Annotated in this window: 25 protein-coding genes; 16 read left to right on the forward strand and 9 right to left on the reverse strand. The window is 63.0% G+C overall.

Going from position 1 to position 20,048, the window contains the following annotated elements:
• Window positions 1-3 precede the first annotated feature (3 nt).
• Together ispG and X760_RS63545 are read right to left on the reverse strand one after the other, a co-directional pair.
• Entirely contained in the window at window positions 4-1,257 is a 1,254-nt protein-coding gene (gene ispG / locus X760_RS63540; protein ID WP_023720985.1) for a flavodoxin-dependent (E)-4-hydroxy-3-methylbut-2-enyl-diphosphate synthase, read from the reverse strand.
• Window positions 1,258-1,461: 204 nt separating this feature from the next.
• A complete protein-coding gene (locus X760_RS63545; RefSeq protein ID WP_023678481.1) occupies window positions 1,462-1,641 on the reverse strand; it encodes a YdcH family protein in 180 nt (59 codons plus the stop codon).
• A 241-nt stretch (window positions 1,642-1,882) separates the two neighbouring features.
• On the opposite strand from X760_RS63545, the gene X760_RS63550 reads away from it, so the two are divergent.
• Window positions 1,883-2,086 carry a YdcH family protein gene (locus tag X760_RS63550; protein WP_023678480.1) on the forward strand — a complete coding sequence of 68 codons (204 nt, stop codon included), beginning with the start codon at window positions 1,883-1,885 and terminating at the stop codon, window positions 2,084-2,086.
• 34 nt (window positions 2,087-2,120) lie between these two features.
• Here the strand turns inward: X760_RS63550 and X760_RS63555 are convergent, their stop codons facing one another.
• Window positions 2,121-2,924, reverse strand: coding sequence for an IclR family transcriptional regulator (locus X760_RS63555; RefSeq protein WP_023720986.1), 804 nt, complete (start codon window positions 2,922-2,924; stop codon window positions 2,121-2,123).
• A gap of 127 nt (window positions 2,925-3,051) precedes the next feature.
• On the opposite strand from X760_RS63555, the gene X760_RS63560 reads away from it, so the two are divergent.
• The 8 genes from X760_RS63560 to X760_RS63595 all read left to right on the forward strand — a co-directional run bounded on the left by X760_RS63560 (window position 3,052) and on the right by X760_RS63595 (window position 9,673).
• Window positions 3,052-3,933 carry a transporter substrate-binding domain-containing protein gene (locus X760_RS63560; protein ID WP_031194546.1) on the forward strand — a complete coding sequence of 294 codons (882 nt, stop codon included), beginning with the start codon at window positions 3,052-3,054 and terminating at the stop codon, window positions 3,931-3,933.
• Window positions 3,934-4,004: 71 nt separating this feature from the next.
• On the forward strand, window positions 4,005-4,670 hold the full coding sequence (locus tag X760_RS63565) for an amino acid ABC transporter permease (RefSeq protein WP_023720988.1): 666 nt from the start codon (window positions 4,005-4,007) through the stop codon (window positions 4,668-4,670).
• 1 nt (window position 4,671) lies between these two features.
• Window positions 4,672-5,322, forward strand: coding sequence for an amino acid ABC transporter permease (locus X760_RS63570; protein WP_023720989.1), 651 nt, complete (start codon window positions 4,672-4,674; stop codon window positions 5,320-5,322).
• Between the two features lie 4 nt (window positions 5,323-5,326).
• Window positions 5,327-6,121 carry an amino acid ABC transporter ATP-binding protein gene (locus tag X760_RS63575; RefSeq protein ID WP_023720990.1) on the forward strand — a complete coding sequence of 265 codons (795 nt, stop codon included), beginning with the start codon at window positions 5,327-5,329 and terminating at the stop codon, window positions 6,119-6,121.
• Between the two features lie 34 nt (window positions 6,122-6,155).
• Window positions 6,156-6,617 carry a RidA family protein gene (locus tag X760_RS63580; RefSeq protein WP_023678474.1) on the forward strand — a complete coding sequence of 154 codons (462 nt, stop codon included), beginning with the start codon at window positions 6,156-6,158 and terminating at the stop codon, window positions 6,615-6,617.
• Window positions 6,618-6,634: 17 nt separating this feature from the next.
• On the forward strand, window positions 6,635-7,840 hold the full coding sequence (locus X760_RS63585) for an aminotransferase class V-fold PLP-dependent enzyme (protein WP_031194547.1): 1,206 nt from the start codon (window positions 6,635-6,637) through the stop codon (window positions 7,838-7,840).
• 99 nt (window positions 7,841-7,939) lie between these two features.
• A complete protein-coding gene (purE, locus tag X760_RS63590; protein ID WP_023720992.1) occupies window positions 7,940-8,437 on the forward strand; it encodes a 5-(carboxyamino)imidazole ribonucleotide mutase in 498 nt (165 codons plus the stop codon).
• 159 nt (window positions 8,438-8,596) lie between these two features.
• The gene (locus tag X760_RS63595) at window positions 8,597-9,673 is read left to right on the forward strand and encodes a 5-(carboxyamino)imidazole ribonucleotide synthase (protein WP_023720993.1); all 1,077 of its coding nucleotides are present in this window, start codon (window positions 8,597-8,599) and stop codon (window positions 9,671-9,673) included.
• A 70-nt stretch (window positions 9,674-9,743) separates the two neighbouring features.
• Here X760_RS63595 and X760_RS63600 read toward each other — a convergent pair whose 3' ends face one another.
• Window positions 9,744-10,166, reverse strand: coding sequence for a lysozyme inhibitor LprI family protein (locus tag X760_RS63600; protein ID WP_023720994.1), 423 nt, complete (start codon window positions 10,164-10,166; stop codon window positions 9,744-9,746).
• A gap of 236 nt (window positions 10,167-10,402) precedes the next feature.
• On the opposite strand from X760_RS63600, the gene ykgO reads away from it, so the two are divergent.
• Both ykgO and X760_RS63610 read left to right on the forward strand, forming a co-directional pair.
• Window positions 10,403-10,528 carry a type B 50S ribosomal protein L36 gene (ykgO, locus tag X760_RS63605; protein WP_006327841.1) on the forward strand — a complete coding sequence of 42 codons (126 nt, stop codon included), beginning with the start codon at window positions 10,403-10,405 and terminating at the stop codon, window positions 10,526-10,528.
• A gap of 95 nt (window positions 10,529-10,623) precedes the next feature.
• Window positions 10,624-11,223 (forward strand): hypothetical protein, encoded by a 600-nt coding sequence (locus tag X760_RS63610; RefSeq protein ID WP_023720995.1) that lies wholly within the window; start codon window positions 10,624-10,626, stop codon window positions 11,221-11,223.
• Between the two features lie 75 nt (window positions 11,224-11,298).
• Here the strand turns inward: X760_RS63610 and X760_RS63615 are convergent, their stop codons facing one another.
• From X760_RS63615 to X760_RS63625, 3 genes are all read right to left on the reverse strand, one after another.
• Window positions 11,299-12,381 (reverse strand): nitronate monooxygenase, encoded by a 1,083-nt coding sequence (locus X760_RS63615; protein WP_023720996.1) that lies wholly within the window; start codon window positions 12,379-12,381, stop codon window positions 11,299-11,301.
• Between the two features lie 215 nt (window positions 12,382-12,596).
• Window positions 12,597-14,027 carry a pyruvate kinase gene (pyk, locus tag X760_RS63620; RefSeq protein ID WP_023720997.1) on the reverse strand — a complete coding sequence of 477 codons (1,431 nt, stop codon included), beginning with the start codon at window positions 14,025-14,027 and terminating at the stop codon, window positions 12,597-12,599.
• Entirely contained in the window at window positions 14,024-14,470 is a 447-nt protein-coding gene (locus tag X760_RS63625; protein ID WP_245278666.1) for a DUF1036 domain-containing protein, read from the reverse strand. The genes pyk and X760_RS63625 overlap by 4 nt, the downstream gene beginning before the upstream one ends.
• Window positions 14,471-14,755: 285 nt before the next feature.
• Between X760_RS63625 and X760_RS63630 the strand changes: the two genes are divergently transcribed.
• The 4 genes from X760_RS63630 (at window position 14,756) to X760_RS63645 (ending at window position 17,864) form a co-directional block, all read left to right on the forward strand.
• Window positions 14,756-15,553, forward strand: a complete 798-nt coding sequence (locus X760_RS63630) for an N-formylglutamate amidohydrolase (protein ID WP_023720999.1) — start codon at window positions 14,756-14,758, stop codon at window positions 15,551-15,553.
• A 25-nt stretch (window positions 15,554-15,578) separates the two neighbouring features.
• Window positions 15,579-15,887 carry a DUF1244 domain-containing protein gene (locus X760_RS63635; RefSeq protein ID WP_023721000.1) on the forward strand — a complete coding sequence of 103 codons (309 nt, stop codon included), beginning with the start codon at window positions 15,579-15,581 and terminating at the stop codon, window positions 15,885-15,887.
• Window positions 15,888-16,051: 164 nt separating this feature from the next.
• Complete coding sequence (locus tag X760_RS63640; RefSeq protein ID WP_023721001.1) at window positions 16,052-16,513, forward strand: cupin domain-containing protein; 462 nt, start codon at window positions 16,052-16,054, stop codon at window positions 16,511-16,513.
• Between the two features lie 169 nt (window positions 16,514-16,682).
• The gene (locus X760_RS63645) at window positions 16,683-17,864 is read left to right on the forward strand and encodes an MFS transporter (protein ID WP_023721002.1); all 1,182 of its coding nucleotides are present in this window, start codon (window positions 16,683-16,685) and stop codon (window positions 17,862-17,864) included.
• On the opposite strand, the gene X760_RS63650 is transcribed toward X760_RS63645, so the two are convergent.
• Window positions 17,822-18,733: a LysR family transcriptional regulator gene (locus X760_RS63650; RefSeq protein WP_023721003.1), complete on the reverse strand. Its 912-nt coding sequence runs from the start codon at window positions 18,731-18,733 to the stop codon at window positions 17,822-17,824. The genes X760_RS63645 and X760_RS63650 overlap by 43 nt on opposite strands.
• Window positions 18,734-18,825: 92 nt before the next feature.
• On the opposite strand from X760_RS63650, the gene X760_RS63655 reads away from it, so the two are divergent.
• Complete coding sequence (locus X760_RS63655; protein WP_023721004.1) at window positions 18,826-19,803, forward strand: SDR family oxidoreductase; 978 nt, start codon at window positions 18,826-18,828, stop codon at window positions 19,801-19,803.
• A gap of 37 nt (window positions 19,804-19,840) precedes the next feature.
• On the opposite strand, the gene X760_RS63660 is transcribed toward X760_RS63655, so the two are convergent.
• Complete coding sequence (locus X760_RS63660; protein ID WP_023678456.1) at window positions 19,841-19,999, reverse strand: DUF3309 family protein; 159 nt, start codon at window positions 19,997-19,999, stop codon at window positions 19,841-19,843.
• Between the last annotated feature and the right edge of the window lie 49 nt (window positions 20,000-20,048).

Consider the following 20,048-nt stretch of genomic DNA (forward strand, 5'->3'; position numbering starts at 1 on the left):
GAACTACTCCGCCGCGGCTTTGCCGTGTTGGCCAAACCGCCGTTCGATGTAGTCGGAAACCATTTTCTCGAAATCCGCGGCGATCGACGGGCCGCGCAGGGTCGCCGCCTTCTTGCCGTCGACGAACACCGGGGCGGTCGGCGTCTCACCGGTTCCGGGCAGCGAAATGCCGATATCGGCATGTTTGGATTCACCCGGACCGTTGACGATGCAACCCATCACCGCGACCTTGAGGTTCTCGACGCCGGGATATTGTTCGCGCCACACCGGCATGTTCTTGCGCAGGTCGGCCTGGATGTTCTGGGCAAGCTCCTGGAACACGGTCGAGGTCGTGCGGCCGCAGCCCGGGCAGGCGGCGACGATCGGCACGAACTGCCGGAAGCCCATGGTCTGCAACAGCTCCTGCGACACCTGCACTTCGCGTGTGCGGTCGCCGTTCGGCTCCGGCGTCAGCGAGATGCGGATGGTGTCGCCGATGCCTTGCTGGAGCAGGATGCCCATCGCAGCCGATGATGCGACAATGCCTTTCGAGCCCATGCCGGCCTCGGTCAGGCCGAGGTGCAGCGCATGGTTGGAACGGGTGGCGAGCTCGGTGTAGACGGCGATCAGATCCTGCACGCCGCTGACCTTGGCCGAGAGGATGATTTTCTCGCGCGCAAGGCCAATCTCTTCGGCCATTTCGGCCGACAGGATCGCCGACTGCACGATCGCTTCGCGCATCACTTCCTGCGCGGTCAGCGGAAAGCCTTGGGCCTGGTTGTCATCCATCAGCCGGGTCAGCAGCTCCTGGTCGAGCGAACCCCAGTTGACACCGATGCGCACCGGCTTGTCGTATCGGATAGCCATCTCGACGATCGCCGCGAACTGCCGATCCCTCTTGTCCTTGAAACCGACATTGCCGGGGTTGATGCGGTACTTGGCCAAGGCCTCGGCGCAGGCCGGATGATCGGCCAGGAGCTTGTGGCCGATGTAATGGAAATCGCCGACCAGCGGCACGTCGATCCCGAGCCGCTCCAGTCGCTCGCGGATGGCCGGCACAGCGGCAGCGCTTTCGTCGCGGTCGACCGTTATGCGCACGATCTCGGAGCCGGCGCGATGCAGCGCCGCCACTTGCGCCACCGTCTGGTCGACATCGGCCGTGTCGGTGTTGGTCATCGACTGGACGACGACTGGGGCGCCGCCGCCGACCATCACGCCGCCGACGTCGACACCGACCGACCTGCGGCGCGGGAAGGGTGAGGAAAAATATCCGGTCATGCCGGCTGCCTTTAATCTTGAAGGTCCGGGCATGAGGTGGAGGAGCAAAGATGGCTTGTCAATGGCGACTGGCGCGCAGACCTAGCAAATCGGAAATGGCAAGACGGCAGCTTGCCGCAAATCCATAAGCGTTTCCGGCAGCATAGAGACATGCCACCGGAAAGAAATCGCGCGCCAGGCGGCGCAGCTAGTCCTGGATGGGCGTCAATGCGTCGTCGGTTTCGCCTTCAGTTTTTCAATCTCGTCCTTGAGCGCCAGCTTGCGCCGCTTGAGATTCACGATTTCGAGGTCGTCTACCGACGGATGGGTCATCGCATCGTCGATTTCGCGTTCGATGTCGCCGTGTTTCCGCTGCAGCTCATCAAGATGGGATGCAAGAGACATGATTGGTTCTCCCTTTCATGGTTTCCTCGGATTGCAGCCGTCATGGCACGTCCACCGCAGGCTCGCTTCTGTGACGGCATAATGACAGTGTGCCACCATCGCGCACCGATGTCGAATGCTGCGTGGTAGCATTCCACGACAATATGAAATGTGGTATGGGCTGCGCGCCGGTGCAAGAAGACCCCCGGTCCCGCCCAATCAGGCCCATAGTTTGGGCGCCGCAGACGTGCAGACGGTAAAAATGTCCGATCAGGAACAGGCAGATATCCGCCTCGAATATTCCCGGCTGAAGCAGGAACACGCCGATTTCGACGCGGCCATCAATGCGATGATCGCCATGAATTGCGACCCGCTGCAGATCCAGCGCATGAAGAAAAAGAAGCTTTTCCTGAAGGACAGGCTGATGGCGCTGGAAGACAAGATCATTCCAGACATTATCGCTTGAATGGACGCCGGCGCTGGCCTGCTGAAAAGGCGGCCTATGCCGCGATCGAAAGCCGCGCGGCGCGCTCGAGCAACAGCTCTATCAGGTCATCGGTCTTTTCGGTCGAGGTATCGATGGGAACCACCAGGCACATCGTCGCCTCGACCCTGCCCGGCGCCGAAAAGACCGGCGCGGCCAGGCATTTCGTGTAGGCATCGACAAGGCCGGAGGTGACGCAGTAGCCGGCCGACTTGGCCACCGCGATATCGGCTATGAAATCGTCGAGCTGCAACCTGCGGCCGTCCGGCAGTACGAGGTCGTCTTCCGAGACCATATCCTCGATCGCTGCCCTGTCGAAGCCGGCGAGGAGCAGCCGCCCGGAAGCTGTCCAGGGAAGCGGTATTTGCAGACCCGTCGCCGAGCTGATCCTGAATGGCCTGGTTCCCGGGCTTGAATGGACGATGGTGTAGCGGCCGCTTTGCAGCATGCACAGCTCCGAGGTCTCGCCGGACTCGCGTGACAGATGGTCGACTTCCTGGCGCCCTCGCCTGAGCAGGTCGTTGCCCCGCACATAGTCCATTCCGTAGAGATAGAGCTTCTTTCCAAAATAGACCCGATTGCCGTCTCCGGCCATCTCCAGCAGGCCTGCGTCGACCAGCGAGCGCACCAGCGTATAGGTCGTCGACCGCGGTGCGTTCACCCCTCTGGCAAGATCGCCAATGCCGATCGCGCGCTGGGTCGCGTGGAGAAACTCCAGAATCTGGAGGACCCGGTTGAGGCCCTTCTCCCGCGAGCCCGAATTCTTGTCTTCGTCCAGACCGGCGTCCGGTCGAGCGGCCAAGGCATTGCCTTCTTGCATTATCGATTCCTGATGTTAATCTGTCTTGTACAGAGTACAGGCATCCCTTGTAAGGGACAATGACGTCAGTTGCAACCGATGCCTGCGCTGCTGGTCCAACGGGGAACACAACACGAAGGAGGTCGCCGTGAACGACACATCCAAAAGGCGTGAATTTCTGAAACTGGGAATGGCCGGGCTTGCAACGGCCGGAGTGATGAGTGCCGCCACTGCGGTCGATGTCCAGAAAGCTGCGGCCCAGGCAGCGCCTGACAGCCTGCTGCGCACCGTTCTCGAGCGCGGCAAGGTGATCGTCGGCACCGGCAGCACCAACGCGCCCTGGCACTTCGAGAACGATGCCGGCGAACTGGTGGGCATGGACATAACCATGGGTCGCATTCTCGCCAAGGGGCTTTTCGACGATCCGACCAAAGTCGAATTCGTCATGCAGGATCCGGCTCAGCGCATTCCGAACGTGACCACCAACAAGGTCGACATCACCATCCAGTTCATGACCATGACCGCCCAGCGCTCGCAGCTGATCCACTTCTCCAGGCCCTACTACGTCGAAGGCATCGCCTTGCTGACCCTTCCGAACGCAGAGAACAAGACCTTCGACAAGCTGCTTGCCGCCGGTTCGGCGACCCGGATTTCCATCCTGCAAAACGTCGATGCCGAGGCGAACGTGCGCATCGTCCTGCCGGAGGCGCAGGTGATGCAGATAGACACGCAGGCCAACGTGCTGCAGGCACTGGAATCGAAACGATCCGACGCCGCCGCCGTCGATCTGTCGACGGTCCGCTGGCTCGCCTCGCGCAATCCGGACAAATACTTCGATGCCGGCAAGAGTTGGTTCTCGATGCTTTATGGTGCCGCACTGCGGCAGGGCGACCTCGACTGGCTGACCTTCGTCAACCAGACCTTCACCATCGCCATGTTCGGCCATGAAACGGCACTCTACGACGCTGCGTTCAAGGATTATTTCGGACAGGAGCCGCCGGCCCGCCATCCTGGATTCCCGGTTATCTGATCCATCAGGCGGAAGGATGCCTCCGGCGCCCTTCCGCCTCGTTCCCGGACTGTCGGCACTAAGCAGGACGCATGGGCTATACCCTCAACTTCAACCTGATCTGGCGGCATTTCGACAAGCTCTGGGGGGGGCTGCTGCTCAGCCTTGAGCTGGCCGTCATCTCCATCGCGATCGGCATCGTCATCGGGCTGCTTCTGGCGGTCTGGTACGTGTCGGCCGGGCGAGCGGTGCGGACCGTCATCGCGGGCTATGTCGAGTTCATCCGCAACGTGCCGCTGATCCTGCTCGTCTACCTGGTCTTCTACGGCCTGCCGACCGTGGTCGATATCGCCTACAGCGCGCAAACCTCGTTCATTGCCACGCTGTCGCTCTACAGCGGCGCCTATCTGGTCGAGGTATTTCGCTCGGGGCTCGAGGCGGTGCCGCGCGGACAGCTCGACGCCGGCAAGGCAATCGGCCTGACACCATGGCAAAGGCTGCTCCATGTGCGCCTGCCGACGATGCTGCGCATAACGCTGCCGGCGCTTTCCAACACTTTCATATCGCTCTTCAAGGACACGTCGGTGGCGTCGGTCATTTCGGTACCCGAGCTCACCTATGGCGCCCAGTGGATCAACTTCAACACGTTCCGCATTGTCGAGGTCTATCTGGTGGTGACTGCGATGTACCTGTTGACCGGCTACGCGCTGCTTTTCGCGCTGCGGCTGGTCGAGCGCCGGTTCAAGGCGGCGCGCTGACATGCTGAGCCAGATCATCTACGCCTTGCCGTTCCTCGCCCAAGGCTTTGCCGTAACCTTGTGGGTGTCGCTGCTGGTCGTAGTGTTATCGCTTATCGCCGGCGTGCTGATGGGTGTCGGCCTCGTCTATGGTCCGGCTCCGCTGCGCTGGGCAGTGCGCATCTTCAGTGACACCATACGCGGCATTCCGATCCTGGTGCTGATCTTCTTCGTCTATTACGGCCTGCCCGCGGTGGGACTGCATCTTGAGTCCTTTTGGGCGGCCGTACTCGCCCTCACCCTCTTCAAGACCGCACAAGTCGTCGAGTATCTCAGGGGCGCCGTCGGCTCGATTCCCAAGGGTCAGTCCGAGGCGGCGATGGCGATCGGGCTGACCTTCCGCCAGCGGCTGGCCTACGTCATTTTTCCGCAAGCGTTCAGGCGCTTCCTGCCGCCCTGGATCAACGGCGTCACCGACGCGGTGAAAGGCAGCGCGCTGGTCTCGCTGCTCGGCATCACCGACCTGATGCAAGCGATCAACCAGGTCATCGGCCGCACCTATGAGGCGATGCCGCTCTACCTCCTCGGCGCGCTCGTCTACTTCGCCGTCAACTACGCCCTCTCCTTGGCCAGCCGGCGGCTGGAGCGGCGTTTCTCCTTCATCCGGGAATAACAAGATGTCCAAAGCCTCGCACGCAAATCCGGCGCTTCTCGATATCTCCGAGGTCTCCAAAGCCTTTGGATCCGTCGAGGTCCTGCGCTCGGTCAGCCTCAAGGTGACGCGCGGCGAGGTGGTGACGGTCATCGGCCCATCCGGCAGCGGCAAGACCACCCTGCTGCGCTGCGTCAATTTCCTGGAGAGCTATGATAACGGCTCGATCCGTATCGACGGTAAAGAGGTCGGCTACCGCGAGGCGGGAACACGCCAGCGACGCAGCGAGCGCGACCTGGCGGCGATGCGCGCCGAGACCGGAATGGTGTTCCAGAGCTTCAATCTGTTTCCGCATTTGACTGCGGCCGGCAACATCATGCTCGGCCTGCGCAAGGTGCGCGGCAAGAGCAATGCCGAGGCCCGCACCATTGCCGAGCACTGGCTCGGCCGGGTCGGGCTCGCCCACAAGGCCGACAGTCTGCCGGCCGAGCTTTCCGGCGGCCAGCAGCAGCGCGTCGGCATCGCCCGCGCTGTGGCGATGGAGCCGAAGATCCTGCTCCTCGACGAGATAACCTCGGCGCTCGACCCCGAACTGGTTGGCGAGGTGCTCGAGGTCGTACGCAGCCTCGCCGAAGACGGCATGACGATGCTGATGGTCACGCACGAGATGGCTTTTGCACGCGATGCATCGAGCCGCATCGTTTTCATGGCGGATGGCGGCGTCAGTGCCGTCGGACCTCCCGCCGAGATCCTGGCTGCGGACTTCGACAATGAACGCCTTCGCAGCTTCCTGGCGCGGTTTCGCGCCTCGCATTTTTGACACCGGACGGCGAAAGCTGTCGCAAGGAGCTTTTATGACGCCTTACATCCGGCTCGCGGAATTGGGCCTGACGCTGCCCGAGCCGCCGAAGCCCATCGCCAACTTCGTCACCTATGCCGAGAGCGGACGGCTGATCTTCCTCTCCGGCCAGGGGCCGTTGCGCGCTGATGGCGCGCTCTGCACCGGCAAGGTTGGCGAGGATGTCTCCGTGGAGGAGGCCTATGGGCATGCCCGTCTCACCGGCCTGAACCTGCTCGCCGTCATGCATGCCGCGGCCGGCGACCTCGGCCGCATCGTGCGCGTCGTCAAGCTGCTTGGCTTTGTCAATGCAACGCCGACATTCAGCGAGCACCCCAAGGTGGTGAATGGCTGTTCCGATCTTTTCGCGGCCGTCTTTGATACGCTTGGCGGACACGCCCGTTCCGCGATCGGTGTCGGCTCGCTGCCGGGCAACATCACAGTTGAAATCGAGGCGGTCGTCGAGATCGCCGCCTGAAAACAGGATCTACAGAGATGACGACCTATTCCGCTGACCGTTCCAATACGACAATCCGCGAACGGCTCGGCCTTCGCCCGATCATTAATGTTTCCGGAACGATGACGGCGCTCGGCGCTTCGATCATCGTGCCGGAAGCGATTGCCGCAATGTCGGAAATCGCCTCGCAATGGGTCGAGATGGACGATCTGCAGCGCGCCGCAAGCACGGTGATTGCACGCCTCACCGGCGGCGAGGCCGGCTTTATCACCGCATGCTGCGCCAGCGGCATAACCATGGCGATTGCCGGCGCGATGACCGGAACCAGCCTTCTTGCGATCGAGCGGCTGCCGGACGACACCGAGGGCCTCAAATCGGAGGTCATCGTCCAGCTTGGCCACATCGTCAATTATGGCGCGCCGATCGACCAGTCGATCCGGCTTGCCGGAGCCAAGGCAGTGCCCGCCGGCACGGTCAGCGTTACGCAGGACTATCATGTAGGCGAGGCGATCCAGGACCGGACGGCGGCAGCCCTCTACGTCGTCGCGCACCACACCGTGCAATACGGCATGCTCTCGCTCGAAGAGTTCTGCGAGATCTGCCACGCCAAGGGCGTGCCGGTGATCGTCGACGCCGCCTCGGAATACGATTTGCGCGGCTTTCTGGCGCGCGGCGCCGACATTGTCGTCTATAGCGGGCACAAATTTCTCTCAGGGCCGACAAGCGGCATCGTTGCCGGCCGCAAGGATCTGGTGCGGGCCGCCTATCTCCAGAACCGCGGCGTTGCGCGCGCCATGAAGGTCGGCAAGGAGAGCATTGCCGGCACCATGGCGGCCCTGGAAGCCTGGGAACGGCGCGACCATGCCGGCATCCGCCAGCGGGAAGAGGCCGCACTGCATCTGTGGCAAACCGCATTGCAGGGCCTGCCCGGCATCGCAGCAAACATCATTCCCGATCCGACCGGAAATCCTCTCGAGCGCCTGCAGGTGTTTGTTGCGCCCGAAAGCCGGTTCACCGCCGCCGGGCTGGCCTCGGCACTGGCGGCGGGTTCGCCCCCCATTATCGTTCGCAACCACGAGGTCGAGCGCGGCCACTTCTTCCTTGATCCGTGCAATCTGCACCCCGGCGAGGCGGAGATCGTCGCCGAGCGCCTGCGGGCGGTGTTGAGCGCTGCTGAGCGGCCCGCGGATGCGATGAAGTCCGCTCGCAAGCAGTCTGCCGGGGCTTTGCGCTGGCCGGATTAGGTAGCGATGGCGCCATTCGCCCGAGTGCGGGACGCTCCTATCCTTGCGGCTCCCCTCGATTTCCGCTAATGCGCGCGTTTGCCGCCGGGGAGCAGAAGCTTGGACAATCACCGCGCCGACGTCGCCATCATCATGGGCAGCCAGTCCGACTGGGCGACGATGCGCCACGCCGCCGAAACGCTTGAGGCGCTTGGCATTCCGCACAAGCGGCTGATCGTCTCGGCCCACCGCACTCCCGACCGGCTCTATGACTTCGCCAAGGGCGCCAAGGGCGCCGGCTACAAGGTGATCATCGCCGGTGCCGGCGGTGCGGCGCATCTGCCGGGCATGACGGCAGCGATGACGCCACTGCCGGTGTTCGGCGTGCCGGTGGAATCGAAGACGCTGTCCGGCCAGGATTCGCTGCTTTCGATCGTGCAGATGCCGGCCGGCATTCCGGTCGGCACTTTGGCCATCGGCAAGGCCGGCGCTGCCAACGCCGCCCTTCTGGCCGCCGCGGTGCTGGCGCTGAGCGACGAAAAGCTTGCCGCCCGGCTGGACAGCTGGCGCGCCGCGCAGACCGCCAAGGTGGCCGCCGAGCCGACGGACACGCCGTGAGCCGGCCCGCCGGATCGACCATCGGCATCATTGGCGGCGGCCAGCTCGGCCGCATGCTGGCGATGGCCGCGGCCCGCCTCGGCTACCGCATCGTCGTGCTGGNGATGCCTGGCGCACCGCCCAAACCGCCAGGGTCGCCACCGAACCGACGGATGCGCCGTGAGCCTGCCCGCGGGATCGAGCATCGGCATCATCGGCGGCGGCCAGCTCGGCCGCATGCTGGCGATGGCCGCGGCCCGCCTCGGCTACCGCATCGTCGTGCTGGAGCCGCAGCCGGACTGCCCGGCGGCACAGGTCGCCAACCGGCAGATCGTCGCCGCCTATGACGACGCGGCCGCGCTCGGCGAGCTGGCTGCGGCCAGTGCCGTCGTTACTTACGAATTCGAGAACGTTCCGGTTGCGGCCGCCGCGGCACTTGCCACCACGGTCCCGGTCTATCCGCCGGCACGCGCACTGGAAGTGGCTCAGGACCGGCTGGCGGAAAAGAAATTCCTCAACGGCATCGGCATACCGACCGCGGATTTCAGCCCCGTCGACAATGACGAGGAACTGACGGCCGCGCTGAAAAAGTTCAACGGCAGCGGCATATTGAAGACGCGCCGGATGGGCTATGACGGCAAGGGCCAGCGTGTCTTCCGCAACATGGAAACAGGCGGCTTTGCCGGCACTTGCGAGGCGATGGGCAACGTGCCGTTGATCCTGGAATCATTCGTCGCCTTCGAGCGCGAGATTTCGGTGATCGCCGCGCGCGGCATCGACGGTTCGCTCGCCGCCTACGATCCGGCCTGGAATGTCCATCGCAACGGTATTCTTCACAGTTCGACGCTGCCGGCCGGGGTGAAGTCCGACACGGCGGCTGCGGCTCAAACGGCGGCGGCCGAGATACTTGCAGCGCTCGACTATGTCGGCGTCATCGGCGTCGAATTCTTTGTCCTGGCCGACGGTTCGCTGCTGGCCAACGAGATTGCGCCGCGCGTCCACAATTCCGGTCACTGGACGGAGGCCGCCTGCACCATCTCGCAATTCGAGCAGCACATCCGCGCCGTCGCCGGCCTGCCGCTGGGAAATCCCGCACGGCAGTTCGACTGCGTCATGGAAAACCTGATCGGCGACGACATCCGGCGCGTTCCTGAACTTCTCGCCGAGCCCGATCTGATGCTGCACCTCTATGGCAAGGCCGAGGCGCGGCCCGGCCGCAAGATGGGCCATTTCACGCGCGTGAGCCGCCGCAGCTAGAGCATGATCCCGAAAAGTGGAATCCGGTTTTCGGGAACGATCATGCTCAAACAAAAGTTAGAACCTACGCTTACTGGATGTCGCCGCTCTCGTCCTCGTCGGGGCTGGCGCAGCTCACATCGCCTTCCGCGCAGGTCGAATCGGCGGTGAGCTGTTTGGTGCGGTCGTCGGTCAGCCGCGTCAGGCATTCCGATATCAGCATCGGATAGATCGAGCCGCCTTCGCTGTCCGCGGCGGAATAGCTGCATTCCGCGTCGCGAAAGGCGATCCACGCGCGCTGCGCCGTCTGCAACAGCTTCCTGGCTTTTGCATCGCTTGCGCTGATGAGCTCCTGGTAGGCCTTGTTGAGTTTGGCGTCGGCGGATTTGTAGTCCGCGTCGGCGCAGATGTTCATCATCTGCTGGCTGTCGTCGTTGCGGTCGCATTCCTGCGCATGGGCAACAGAACCTGCCGCAAGGACGGCAAGACAGGCGGACACAAGAATTCGGCGCATGATGATCTCCAATTCGCAACCGCATCATTCCAGCCGTCTCAAGCCCGCGCAATGCCGCAAGGCGCCGTTGGCGGGTATTTCGATGATACGAAACGGTCCGTATCGTTTAGGCAACGCGCTTGCGGTTGACACGGGCAAGGCTCCTCGTCTATGAGCCACGCACAGTTCAAAGGCGCGTCTGTGGGCGCGCCTTAATAGTTCGGCCCGGGACCGGGCCCAGACCGACGGGCAAGACCATGAAGATCAAGAATTCGCTCAAGGCGTTGAAGGCGCGTCACCGCGACAACCAGCTGGTTCGTCGCAAGGGCCGCGTCTACATCATCAACAAGACCGCTCCGCGCTACAAGGCGCGCCAGGGTTGAGTTTTTGACCGGAGGCTGCGTGCCTCCGTGCGCATGATACGCCTCTCACGCTAAATTCAGTTTGACGATCCGGCGTCGGGGGCTAGATTCCCGCGATGCGGATTCTTTTTGCATTTTTCACGGCTTTCTTCGTTTCCAGCGCTGTCTCGCTGCCGGCGTGGGCTGAAGATCCGACAGCAAATCGGCCGACAGCACCTCCGGTTGTGATGACGAAACAGGCGCGGCTCGATCAGCTGTTTGCCGATCTCAAGCGCGAACGCAACGAAAAGGCGGCCGAGCGCATCGCCGGGCGCATCGGCAGCGAGTGGTCCCAGTCGGGCAGTGCCTCGATCGACCTGATGATGCAATGGTCGCAAAAGGCGACTGAAAACCAGAAATTCGATGTTGCGCTCGATTTCCTCGATCAGGTGGTAACCCTGCAGCCGACCTATGCGGAAGGCTGGAACCGGCGCGCCACGGTTCATTTCATGATGAAGAACTACGGGAAGTCGATGTCGGACATCGACCGTACCCTGCAGCTCGAACCACGCCATTTCGGCGCGCTTTCCGGCCTGGCCCAGATCATGGCCGAAACCGGCCACAAGCAGTCGGCGCTCGAGGCCTGGCAGCGCGTTCTCGGCATCTATCCGATGATGCGCAGCGCCCAGGACCAGGTCGCCGCACTTTCCGAAGAGCTTGCCGGCGAAGGCATTTGAGACCAGTAAGGGAATAGGGGAGTAAGGCAGTATGTGAGTGGTGTAGATGCACTCCGGAACACATCCCCTACTCCCCTACTCCCCTACTCCCCTATCGGCCCGATCTATGCCGCTTGCTTCCGTGACGAGTTTCTCCACAAGGGCGGCGGCCGGCATCTCCCGCAGCTTCGCAACGCCCTGCCCGGCCCAAATAGGCAAGAAGTCAGCCCGCTTGCTTTCATCCTTTGCCATTGAAAGCGGCATGACCAGACTCGCCTGTAGCGGAAACGCCAGCGCAGCATCTTCCTCACCAGCCATTTCCATCACAAACCGGTTGCGCACCACGCGCGCTGGGCGGCCAGTGAAGCAGCGAGTCACCGACGTGCTCTCGTCGTTGGCCGAGCGCAATGCTACGCGATAGACTGGCTGCACATTGGCTTCAGGACAGGCCAGGAAAGCCGTGCCGATCTGCACACCAGATGCACCAAGTGCAAAGCTGGCAGCAATGCCGCGACCGTCGAAGATACCGCCGGCAGCAATTACAGGCACCCGCACGGCATCAACAATCTGTGGTACGAGGGCCATAGTGCCGGCTGTGCCGATAGCAGGGTCGCCAGTGAATGTGCCGCGATGCCCACCCGCCTCGTATCCCTGCGCGATAATGGCGTCCACCCCTCCTGCCTCAAGCTGGCGCGCTTCCGAGACGGTGGTAGCCGAACACAAGACAGTACAGCCGGCCGCTTTCAACTGCTGCACAATTGCGGTGTCGGGTAGGCCGAAGTGGAAGCTGACCACCTTCGGGCGCAGCTCGAGCACAATTTCGAGACGCTCACGATCGAAGGTGGGGAAGCGCTCGCCCGGCTCGGGTACCGGTCCGAGGCCGACCTCCTCATAGCGGCCGCGAAGGCGGTCGCGCATACTTTGGGCTGCCGCATCATCGCGTGCCGGCGGCGGGTGCGCAAAGAAGTTGACGTTGATCGGACGATTGGTGGCGTGCTGCGTCGCCGTGAGCTGCTCGCGGATAGCCTCCGCAGGCAGAATACCGCATCCGAGCGAGCCTAGTGCCCCGGCATTGCTGACTGCCGCCGCGAGTTCCGGTGTGGTGATGCCGCTCATCGGCGCCTGGATTATCGGGTGTTCAATGCCGAGGAGTTCCAGAAGATCAGTGCGCATCCACATTGGATCACCCTCCTCTTTCTCCCAGGAGAGATTACCTTAACTGACTTCCAGCTCAAGTCGGATAGGGCCTTCGAACCGCTTCACGGCCGGCCACAGGCTGATGCAAGCTGGCGGAGTTCGGCGTCGATCCTAACCCGACTGCGGTCGACGCGCCGGGCTGGCGCCGCGTTTACGACGCGCCATGCAGCCGGCCCATCCGGCAGCCGCAGCCGACATTAGCGGCCGACTTCCGATCCGACATAGGCGATGCGCAGCATGTTGGTCGAGCCCGGCGTCCTCAGCGGCACGCCGGCCGTGATGATGACGCGGTCGCCGGGCTTGCCGAAGCCTTCGTCCAAAGCGATGCGGCAGGCGCGATCGACCATGTCGTCGAGGTCGATGGCATCGGGAGAAACGACGCAATGCGTGCCCCACAGCAGCGACAGCCGCCGCGCCGTGTTGAGGATCGGCGACAGCGCCACGATCGGCACTTGCGGCCGCTCGCGCGCGGCGCGCAAGCCGGTTGTGCCGGACGCGGTATAGGTGATGATCGCCGACAGCTTAAGCGTCTCGGCTATTTCGCGGGCGGCGAGCGAGATGGCGTCGGCTCCCGTCGCTTCCGGTTCCGAGCGCTGCGCGTTGATGATGCCGGCATAGGTCGGGTCGGTTTCGACCTTGGTGGCGATCCGGTTCATCATCGCCACCGCCTCGACCGGATAGGCGCCGGCGGCGGACTCCGCCGAAAGCATTATCGCGTCGGCGCCTTCAAACACGGCGATCGAAACGTCCGACACCTCGGCGCGTGTCGGCACCGGCGCGGTGATCATCGATTCCAGCATCTGCGTGGCGACCACCACCGGCTTGCCGGCACGGCGCGCGGCGCGAGTGATCTGCTTCTGGATGCCAGGCACGGCTTCGAGCGGCATCTCGACGCCGAGATCGCCGCGGGCAACCATCAGCGCATCCGAAAGTTCAATGATCTCGGCCAGCCGGGCGACGGCCTGCGGCTTTTCGATCTTGGCCATGATCAGCGCCCGGCCGCGTGCGATCTTGCGTGCTTCGGCCAGGTCCTCGGGCCGCTGCACGAAGGACAGTGCCACCCAGTCGACGCCGGTCGCCAGAACCGCGTCGAGATCCCGGCGGTCCTTTTCCGTCAGCGCTCCGACCGGCAGGTCGGTGTCGGGCAGGCTGACGCCCTTCTTGTCGGAAATGATCGTGCCGGCGACGACGGTGCAGACGATCGCCTTGCCGTTGCTGCTGACCGCCTTGAGCTCGAGCTTGCCGTCGTCGATCAGCAGGCGATGACCAGCCTCGACCGAACGCAGGATTTCGGGATGCGGCAGGTAGACCCTCGTCGAATTGCCGGGTTCGGAATTGTCGTCGAGCGTGAAGGTCTGACCGACGGTCAGCACCTCTTTGCCGTTGGCGAACTTGCCGACGCGCAGCTTTGGCCCTTGCAGGTCTGCAAGAACGCCGATCGGCCGGCCGACCGCCTCCTCGACGGCACGAATACGGCCGACGAGCGTACGCATCAATTCATGGTCGGTGTGGCTCATATTGATGCGGAACACGTCGGCGCCGGCTTCGAACAGCTTCTTCAGCATCTCCTCGGACGAGGAGGCCGGACCGATGGTGGCGAGGATCTTGACCTTGCGGCTGCGTCTCATTGACTGTTTGTTCCCGGGGCGGCTGGAGCGCCATCCGTTGCGGGCTCGTCAGTCAGCTGGACCATCCAGCTTGCCTGCTCGCCCGTGTCATATTCCTGGAATCCGGCGCGCTGAAAGCCTCGGGCGACGCAATCGGTAACGCCGGCGATCTTGAACTCTTTTTCGGCCACGCACATGTTGATCGGGCCATCCCAGCGTCCGCCGCGCTCGGCGTCTTCTGCATAAAGATAGTAAAACCTTGATGACAACGGTCCCTCGATCAGCGTCTTGCAGCTCGATCCTTCGATGTGCCACCAGCCTTCGGTGATCCAGCCGGCTTTGGCGCGATAGCCGATGCCGACGCCGACCAGGTTCTGCGTGGCATTGCAGACGCGGAAATCGGCGCGTGCCGGCGAGGCCGAAATCACCACAAAAAGGCCCATGGCCGGTATCAGGAGCGGCATGGCCAAGGCATGGCGCACACGCAGCCTGCCGGCGAAACCCATCCCGAAACCCCTCAAGAACCACATTTGCATCTCTCAACGCCCCTTTTCGGAAAAGTCCGTACGCATGTCAACGCGCCGATCTGTCCAATCCAATCGATTTAGAAGGCTCTGGCGCGCTTACGGTCGCCCCTGCTCAGTTTTTTGGCAGAAACCGTGGCCAAACAACGGCATTGCGCGAGCGTTCTCTTCGTGGAATGACGGTACCACCCTCCCCGGAAGCCAGCGAACAGACCTTTCCCGCCAATGACCCGATCCACAGTTTTCGCGCCTTTCGACATCGTCGAAGGCGATCGCAAGCGCGGCATGGTGCTTTTGGCCGATCACGCCCGCCGCGACCTGCCGGAGGAGTATGGCAGCCTCGGCCTGCCCGCGGCGGAGTTCGACCGCCACATCGCCTACGACATCGGCGTCGAGACTGTAACCCGCGAACTCGCAAGTCTGCTCGGCGTTCCGGCGGTGCTTGCCAATTTTTCGCGACTGCTGATCGACCCCAATCGCGGCGAGGACGATCCAACGCTGATTCGCCAGCTCTATGACGGCACCGTCATCCCGGGAAATTATCCCATGGCGCCGGAGGAACGCGAAAGACGGCTGGATCGCTTTTACCGCCCCTATCATGACGCCGTCGGCGCCATGATCGCCTCGGTGGCGCAAGCGTCAGCGCAGGCGCCCTTCATTTTTTCGGTGCATTCCTTCACACCGACCATGCAGGGCTTCGTGCGGCCGTGGCATGTCGGCATATTATGGGATCTCGACGATCGCGTTGCGCGGCCGCTGATCGACATGCTCGCCGAGGACAAGAGCCTCGTCGTCGGCGACAACGAACCCTATGACGGCGCACTGCGCGGCGATACCATGTTCAGGCACGCTATCGTCAACGGCTTTGCCCATGCGCTTATCGAGATCCGCCAGGACCTGATCGCCGACCGGAAGGGTGCGCTCGCCTGGGCCGAACGGCTGGCGCCGATCGTTGACGCGATAGATCGACGTGCCGATATACATGCAGTGAAAATATTCGGCTCGCGCACCGGGCCGGCATGATGGAGGCCAAGGAGGCCAACAAGCCATGACCGAACTCAGCGACGTACAAAAGCGCGATTTCGAAGCCGCTGCCTTCCGCCGGCTGGTCGCGCATCTGCGCGAGCGTTCCGACGTGCAGAACATCGACCTGATGAACCTCGCCGGCTTCTGCCGCAACTGCCTGTCCAACTGGTACCGCGATGCGGCGCAAGCCGAGGGTGTCGAACTCAGCAAGGACCAGTCGCGCGAGATCATCTACGGCATGGCCTATGCCGAGTGGCAGGCACTGAACCAGATCGAGGCCTCCGATGCCAAGAAGGCCGAGTTCGAGGCAAGACGCCCCAGGGACCACTAGAGCAATTCCAGGAAAAGTGTGAACGGTTTTCCGTCCGGAATTGCGTCAAGACAAAAGGATGGAACGGTTCGGCGTTTCCGTGAAACGATGAACCGTTCCAGGTCACAATCCATCGCACTGAACGACCTTCACGAATGGTTTTTGCCCCAAATGGGAGGACTGCCGTGCCTAAGATCGACGTCGCCGACGTACCCGGACGCAAGGGCTCATCCTATCCACCTCCGTTCGATGCACCCTGTGCCGAACGCGTGCGGCAGCGGCTGGGCAACGCCGGCGGGCTCACCGACTTCGGCATCAATCTCATGCGCCTGCCGCCGGGCAACTGGTCGAGCCAGCGCCACTGGCATTCGCACGAAGACGAGTTCGTCTACGTGCGCGAAGGCGAGCTGACGCTCGTCGAAGATGCCGGCGAGACGGTGCTGCGCGCGGGTGATTGCGCGGCCTTTCCGAAAGGCTCCGGCAACGGCCATCACATGATCAACAAATCGGGCGCAGTTGCGATCTATCTCGAAGTTGGTTCGCGTTGGCCCGCCGACGTAACCACCTGCTCCGACATCGACATGATGAGCACCAACGCTGACGGCCGGTTTGTGCACAAGGATGGCGCGCCTTATCCCGAGCCGTAGAGATTTTGGAGTGGACCACCGAGGTGGTTGGCCGACACGAGAGGACGTAGCGTCCACCGGCGCCTTGTGGCGCCGTCTGGTCCAAGCACTTTCGGCGAAGAGCGCTTGACTGTGAATTGAATCGATCTAATTTGCCGCGCAAAGCCATTTCCGGACCGGATTCTACCCGATGGACGCGCAGAAAATCACGCAAATCGCGATTCGTGGACGCTGGGCCGTGGCCGGCATCTTCCTCGCCAACGGCTTCCTGACCGGCAGCTGGGCGCCGCAGATCCCGGTGTTCCTGACCCGGCTGGACATCAGCAAATTCACGCTCGGCCTGCTGATCCTGTTGTTCGGCGCCGGCGCCGTCACCGCCATGACCTGGTGCGGCCATCTGATCTCGAAGCATGGCTCGCGCACCGTGCTGCGCTGGTTCGGACTTGCCGGCAGCTTCGGTCTTTTGATGGTGGCTCTGGCCCCCAATGTGCCCCTGGCGGCCATCGCCATGTTCATCTTCGGCGGTTCGATCGGCGGCATGGACGTCGCCATGAACGCCAATGCGGTGGCGGTGGAACGGCGGCTGTCCCGCGCCATCATGTCGTCCTCGCACGGTTTCTGGAGCCTTGGCGGTTTCGCAGGCGGCGCTTTGGGCGGTTTCGCCATCCAGAACTATGGTCATCTCGCGCATGCGACGATGGTGACGGCGCTTGCCTTTGCTGTCATCGCGGTAGCGATCCGCTACCTGATCGCCGAGGACAAGCATCCGGTCGCCGAGCATCACAAATTCGCCCTGCCGGCAAACCCGCTTGTCTATCTGGTCGGGCTGATGGCGCTGCTGACGATGATCTCCGAAGGCGCGGTGCTCGACTGGGCAGCGCTGTATCTCAGGCAGGAGCTCGGCGCCGATCTTGCTATCGCAGGCCTGGCCTATGCCGCCTTTTCCGGCGTCATGGCCGTCATGCGCTTTCTCGGCGATGGCGTCCGCAACCGTTTCGGTGCCGTTACGACGCTGCGCGCGTCGGCGCTTGCCGCTGCAGCCGGCATGCTGGTGGCCGGGCTGGCTCCCTCGCCGTGGCTGGCCATTGCCGCCTTTGCCTTTTGCGGCCTGGGTATTGCCAATATGGTGCCGATCATCTTTTCGGCCGGCGGCAACCAGGAGGGCATGGCGCCCGGCACCGGCATGAGCGTCGTCACCACAATGGGTTACTCAGGCATCCTGGTGGCGCCTTCGGCGATCGGCTTCATCGCCGAACACTCGAGCTTCGGCCCGATCTTCGTCGCTCTCTCTGGGCTACTGATCGTCGTGTTGGTGATGGCCGGGCTCGCTCACCGCGCCGAATTTGCTGCCGAGCCTGCACCGGCTGAATAGCGCTTGAACTGTTCGTAGAGGAAATCCGCGACGCGGCGGATGCGGACGCTGGTACGCACGTCGCGGTGCATGGCCAGCCACACCGGCAGCGTCGGCAGCGGGAGGTCCGGCAGCACGATTTCCACCAGTGCATCGCGCTCGGCCAGCGGCTGCTGGCCAAAGCCGATGCCGTTTCCCGCCCGCAGTGCCTCCCACAAAACTATGTGGTTGTCGGTCCTGAAGCGGAAGGCATTGCGGTTGAGCGGAACCCCGAATTGAGCGAAGCCGCGAATGATTTCATCGCTGCGATCGAAGCCGACCAGATCGTGCTCGGCAAGATCGCGGGCCTCGCGCGGACGGCCACGCCGGTCGAGATAGGATTTTGCCGCGCAGGCGCGGAGCGGAATGTCGGTCACCTTGCGCGCGACCAGTTCATTCTGCGCCGGCTTGACCATGCGGATGGCAATGTCGGCGTCGCGACGCAGCAGATTCTCGACCTGGTTCGAAGCGACGATCTCAACCTCGATGCCGGGTTCCTCGACGGCAAGCCGCGCCGTCATCTCGGGTAGCACATAGGCCGCCACCACCTCGCTGGCGGCAATGCGCACCGTGCCCTCGATCGCTTCGACCGATCCCAGGGCCAGCAGCGAAAATGCGCTCGCCTGCTCGCTCACCGCGCGGCCCCGTTCAAAAAGCGTGCTGCCCGCTTCCGTGAGCGCATAGCCGCGCCGCCCGCGCCGGAACAAGGTGACGCCGAGCGCCTGCTCCAGCTCGGCGATGTGGCGGCCGAGTGTCGGCTGGCTTGCGGCAAGCTTTCGCGCGGCGGCCGACAGGCTCCCGGTCTCCGCCACCGTGACGAAACTCTTGATCAGGTTCCAGTCTATATCCATTCAAAATTGAATATCAGACCGCCAGCTTTCGTCAATTTCCATTCGTTTGCGAGGAGATCATATTGGGTCATACGCAAACATGGAGACAAACAATGACCAAGATGGCAATTCTCGGCGCCAATGGCCGGCTCGGCCGCACGGTGGCCAAGGCCTTCATTAATGCCGGCTACGATGTCCGTGCCGTCACCCGCAGCGGCAAGGTGCCGGCGGAACTCAAAGGCGCCACGGCGATCGCCGGCGACGCGCTCGACCGTGCTGCGCTGATCCGCGCGACCGAAGGCGTCGATATCATTTTCAACGGCCTCAACCCGCTCTACACCGACTGGAGCAAATGCCTGCCGATGGCCGAGAATGTGATGGCTGCCTGCCGGGCGAATGGCGCACTGCATCTCTTCCCGGGCACCGTCTACAATTACGGCTCGCCGATGCCGGCGGTGATCGCCGAGGACACGCCGTTTCGTCCGACGACGGAAAAGGGCCGCATCCGCGTTGCCATGGAAGACCTGTTTCGCCGCGAGGCCGACGCGGGTCGGGTGCGCACCATCCTGCTGCGCGCCGGTGACTTCTTCGGCGGCACCGGCAGCGGATCGTGGTTCGATCTGGTCGTCGCCGCCAAGATGACCAAGGGCGTCTATACCGCCCCAGGGCCGGTCGATCTCGTGCATGAATGGGCCTATCTACCCGACCTGGCCAAGGCTTTCGTCGGACTGGCCGACAATCTCGACAAGCTCGGCTCCTACGAGGCGCTGAACTTTCCCGGCCATGCGGTGACCGATCTGGAGATCAAGGCGGCCGCTGAGAAGGCGCTCGGGCGCACGTTGAAACTGACGTCGATGCCGTGGTGGGTGCTGCGTGCCGGCAGCCCATTTGTGGCGATGTGGCGCGAGATCGTTTCGATGTCCTATCTCCGCTTCGAGCCGCACCGGCTGGTTTCAGGCGGGCTTGAAGGCATTATCGGTGCGATCCCCCACACGCCGCTGGAAAATGCAGTGTCGGAAGCGCTTGAAGACATCGGTATCGCCACGGTGAAGGCAGCGCAGAAGCAATCTGAAAAAAGGCGGATGGCCTGACGGTCATCCGCCGCTTGTCGGGGACCAATGATTGCGGTCAGATCCGGCCCATCAACAGCAGCACCAGGACAACGATCAGGATGACGCCGACGATGCCGGATGGTCCGTAACCCCAGGACCGCGAATGCGGCCACGCCGGAACCGCGCCGATCAGGATAAGAATAAGGATAATGATGAGAATGGTGCTTATCGTCATCAGAAAATCCTCGCTTTGAGGTTGCAATGACGGAACAATGCAGAAGGCC

The organism is Mesorhizobium sp. LSHC420B00 (genome assembly GCF_000503055.1).
Classification (GTDB): domain Bacteria; phylum Pseudomonadota; class Alphaproteobacteria; order Rhizobiales; family Rhizobiaceae; genus Mesorhizobium.